A 3,440-nucleotide genomic window follows, 5' to 3' on the forward strand; every position below is an offset into this window, starting at 1 on the left:
AAAAAACAGAAACCATTCTGGGAAGAGATAAGGGAGATCTTTAACCGTTGGAGAAAGAGTGGGGGAAGAGTTAAGAGATTAGAGGATTTAGGTAATATAGGTAAGAGGCTTAAGAAGGTGAGTGGGTATATTAGTTTTTGAGGGGAAGATAGGTGGATTAAAACACTTAAATTATTGATAGTAAATTGCTTCTGAAACAATCAAATTAAATAATCTATCTAAATTTGCATTCTTCTATTTCCCATGGCATACTTTATAAAGAGGGGAATTGATACAAATTATGGTAAATCTAAAGACCAAAGGGATAATTTTATTTATAGCAGGGACTGCTCTATTTTCTTCCTCTGCAGATGCAAGAAGAGTAAGGGAAACTGGGGAAATTGTTGCATTTAATAATGTAGGGATTATCGGTGATATCAAGGAGACACTCGAAATTTGGGAAGAAGCTTTGAAAAGTGCTCCCGACAACGTTTTTATTATTCATAGAATCGGTTCGTTGTATCACAAGCTAGGCACCGAACTTCTAAAAGGCAATACCGATTTAGTATTTAAAGCTATTGGTAATTTTCAAAAAGCGCGTAGCTGGCTAAAAAAAGCCATAGCTATCAATCCTGATCATCCTTCATTTCATTACTCACTTGGTGTTGTTGAACGTGACTTAGGCAATTTTGATGCTGCAGAGAAAAGTTTTAAAAAAGCCATTGCGCTTGATAAAGACAATATTGAAACAGGCTACATTCTTGCAGTGACATATTGTGATCAACAAAAACTTGAGGAAGCATTGGCACAACTTAACTGGATTATTAGTATAGATCCTTCCCATGCTCCAGCACTATTTCTTCGGGGAACAGTTAAACTTATGCTCTTAACCAATAATAAACTAACCGAAATTGAAGCTGAAAGCGGAGTCGATGATTTAAAGTTGGCCATACGACTTTCACCCCGTTTAAGAGAAGAGCTACCAGCGGAACTTGTGGAGATATTTATAGAAGATGAATAGTAAATTAATAATTTATTTTTGAGGCTTTACATAATCTCGGAGGTTCCCTGGACGCTCTGGGCCAACATGAAGAGGCAATAGAAGCTTATAAAAAAGCGATAGAGATTGATCCTCTTGATGCCTATGCTTATTATAACCTTGGAGTTTCCCTGACTGCTTTAGGCCGACATGAAGAGGCAATAGAATCTAATGAAATAGTTACAGGGCTTAATCCAAATATGTATCAAGCATGGGTTAATAGCGCCTTTAGTAAATACCGAATGGGACGGATTGAAGAAGCTATAGAAGACATTAGAAGAGCAATTGCAATAGAATCTGAAGTGTACGATCATCTTCCTCCTGAGATTCAAGAAAAGTTGCTGGAAGAACAATAGCAGATAGCTGCTTAACACCCCGGCCATAGAGACTAAAACTGGGTACCGGACAGCCTCTCTTAACCTGAACTTACAACATCCGATAATACAAAAAGTGTAAGGCATATATTGAGTATAAAAGCAAATTGGTGCTTCTCTGGCTACACTCCTGAAAATAAACAGATTCAAGCATTTTTGCCTCTTAACAGCTTTTATAGAGAGCATAAAATAAAACTATAGTTTAAAAGTCCTGCGTTCGAAGGGGGAACCTGGACTATAAAAAAAGAAACCACAGTACATAATCAGTAATCTACTCCCTGATTTCTTTAATAATCCAATTGCAAATATATCCATAATGAGTGATAATTATATTGAGGGGTTAATTATGAAAAGAAACGGGGCAAAAAGCATTTTAAACATACTGATATCAGCTTCCTTTTTATTCACTTATAATACTTCCTTTGCAAGGAGATTAAAAATAGATTCCTCTCATTACCAGACTCTACAAGAAAACCTCAAAACCTTAAATATTGATTCATCCAACCTTACAGCAGCACTTGATTCATTAACAGATACAGAAAGGGAAAACGTCTCCCGGATATTAAACAATGCCTTTGAAGTCATAAAAAATGAGGATTCAACCAATCAGAAGACAGATTTAACTGTGATAACACAACTTATTATCTCAACCAGCTCAGACATAAGGGTGGATAAATGGAGCATTTTTGAGGAGATAATGACAGATGCTATTGAAAGCTCGATGCAACGCGCTACTGTTAACGTATCGGAATTTGAGATACCTCTGAATGAAAGAGTAGTATATAGATATCCCAACCCCAGAATTGTACTCACAGATAAAGCAGTTTATCTTCAAACTGGTATTATTTTTAAAAAAAGTCACAGGATTCCCTATAGTGAAATCAGGGGAATAGAAACTATCGTATATAGTGACTTTGAATTTCTTAAGATAGAAATTTATCTACTAACGACGGGGAAGAAAATTCGCCTTTTTAAGAAGAAAAATCTTGTCGTAGATAGAAATTTAAAAAATATAATCAAAAAAAGAACAATCCAATTCCATAGGGAAAAACCCCTTGCAACTGACCAAGAAGATAGCAGCAGGCTAATTGGAAACTTTACTAGTGGATCTAAATCGATAAACAGAGAAGAAATTTACTTTGTCGAATTAAAAATAAACTATGCATCAGAATATCGCAGAGTTAATAATCAAGATGAAAAATTCTGGGATTTTGACAGAGCCACTTTAATACTGCATACACAAACAGGAACATTCGAAACAGGGGCTTTTCCAAATAGGGGAAGTGCAAATAGATTCGCAAGATGGCTTACAAGTAAATATTCTTATAGTTTTAGGCTATAGTCAATATCCTGGATCATTAATAATAATTGACATTTAATCTTGACTCTACCAGCAAAACAGCGTAATAATAAAAACATAGTTTGAAAGTCCTGCGTTCGAAGGGGGAACCTGGACTATAAAAAAGAAAAACCTTCGTTTTAGTTTGTTTAACAGGCTAAGCGAGGGTTTTTTGTATTTAAAGGAGATAAAGGATAAAACATGATCGCTGTTAAGAAAAGTCTCAATACTACTGATAAACTCTCCATTTTAACCCGGGATTCAGGCTATGACCTTGCCTGTGCCTGCGCTAGGGCTAAAGATGAGCATAGAAGCCGCTCAGAAGAGGATAAATGGGTCTATCCGGCTACTTTACCCAACGGCGGGACAACTTACCTCTTTAAGACACTAATATCCAATGAATGCGTAAATGACTGCAAATACTGCCCATTAAGACGTAATTTAGACCCTAAAAGATGTAGATTAGAGCCTGATCAGCTGGTTAAGGTATTTATGGACTATTACAGAAAGAGAAGGGTAGAGGGCTTATTCTTAAGCAGCGGGGTAATAGGTACAGCTGATAATACAATGGATTATATTAATAGTGTTGGTGAGATGCTTAGAAAGAACAATAACTTTAAAGGTTATATCCATCTAAAGATAATACCCGGTGCATCTGAGAATGCAATACGTAAGACACTCTCTTTAGCTAATGCAGTCTCCTTAAATA

At 36.0% G+C, this 3,440-nt stretch carries 4 protein-coding genes; all 4 read left to right on the forward strand.

The window, feature by feature from the left end; all coding sequences use genetic code 11:
• The first annotated feature begins 280 nt into the window (after nucleotides 1-280).
• Nucleotides 281-1,000 carry a tetratricopeptide repeat protein gene (locus P9L98_01675; GenBank protein ID MDP8216016.1) on the forward strand — a complete coding sequence of 240 codons (720 nt, stop codon included), beginning with the start codon at nucleotides 281-283 and terminating at the stop codon, nucleotides 998-1,000.
• A 218-nt stretch (nucleotides 1,001-1,218) separates the two neighbouring features.
• Nucleotides 1,219-1,374, forward strand: a complete 156-nt coding sequence (locus P9L98_01680; GenBank protein MDP8216017.1) for a tetratricopeptide repeat protein — start codon at nucleotides 1,219-1,221, stop codon at nucleotides 1,372-1,374.
• 364 nt (nucleotides 1,375-1,738) lie between these two features.
• Nucleotides 1,739-2,734 (forward strand): PH domain-containing protein, encoded by a 996-nt coding sequence (locus tag P9L98_01685; protein ID MDP8216018.1) that lies wholly within the window; start codon nucleotides 1,739-1,741, stop codon nucleotides 2,732-2,734.
• A 198-nt stretch (nucleotides 2,735-2,932) separates the two neighbouring features.
• On the forward strand, nucleotides 2,933-3,440 hold a 508-nt coding region (locus P9L98_01690; GenBank protein MDP8216019.1), incomplete at its 3' end, for a radical SAM protein.

It is taken from the genome of Candidatus Kaelpia imicola, from assembly GCA_030765505.1.
GTDB lineage: Bacteria > Omnitrophota > Gorgyraeia > Kaelpiales > Kaelpiaceae > Kaelpia > Kaelpia imicola.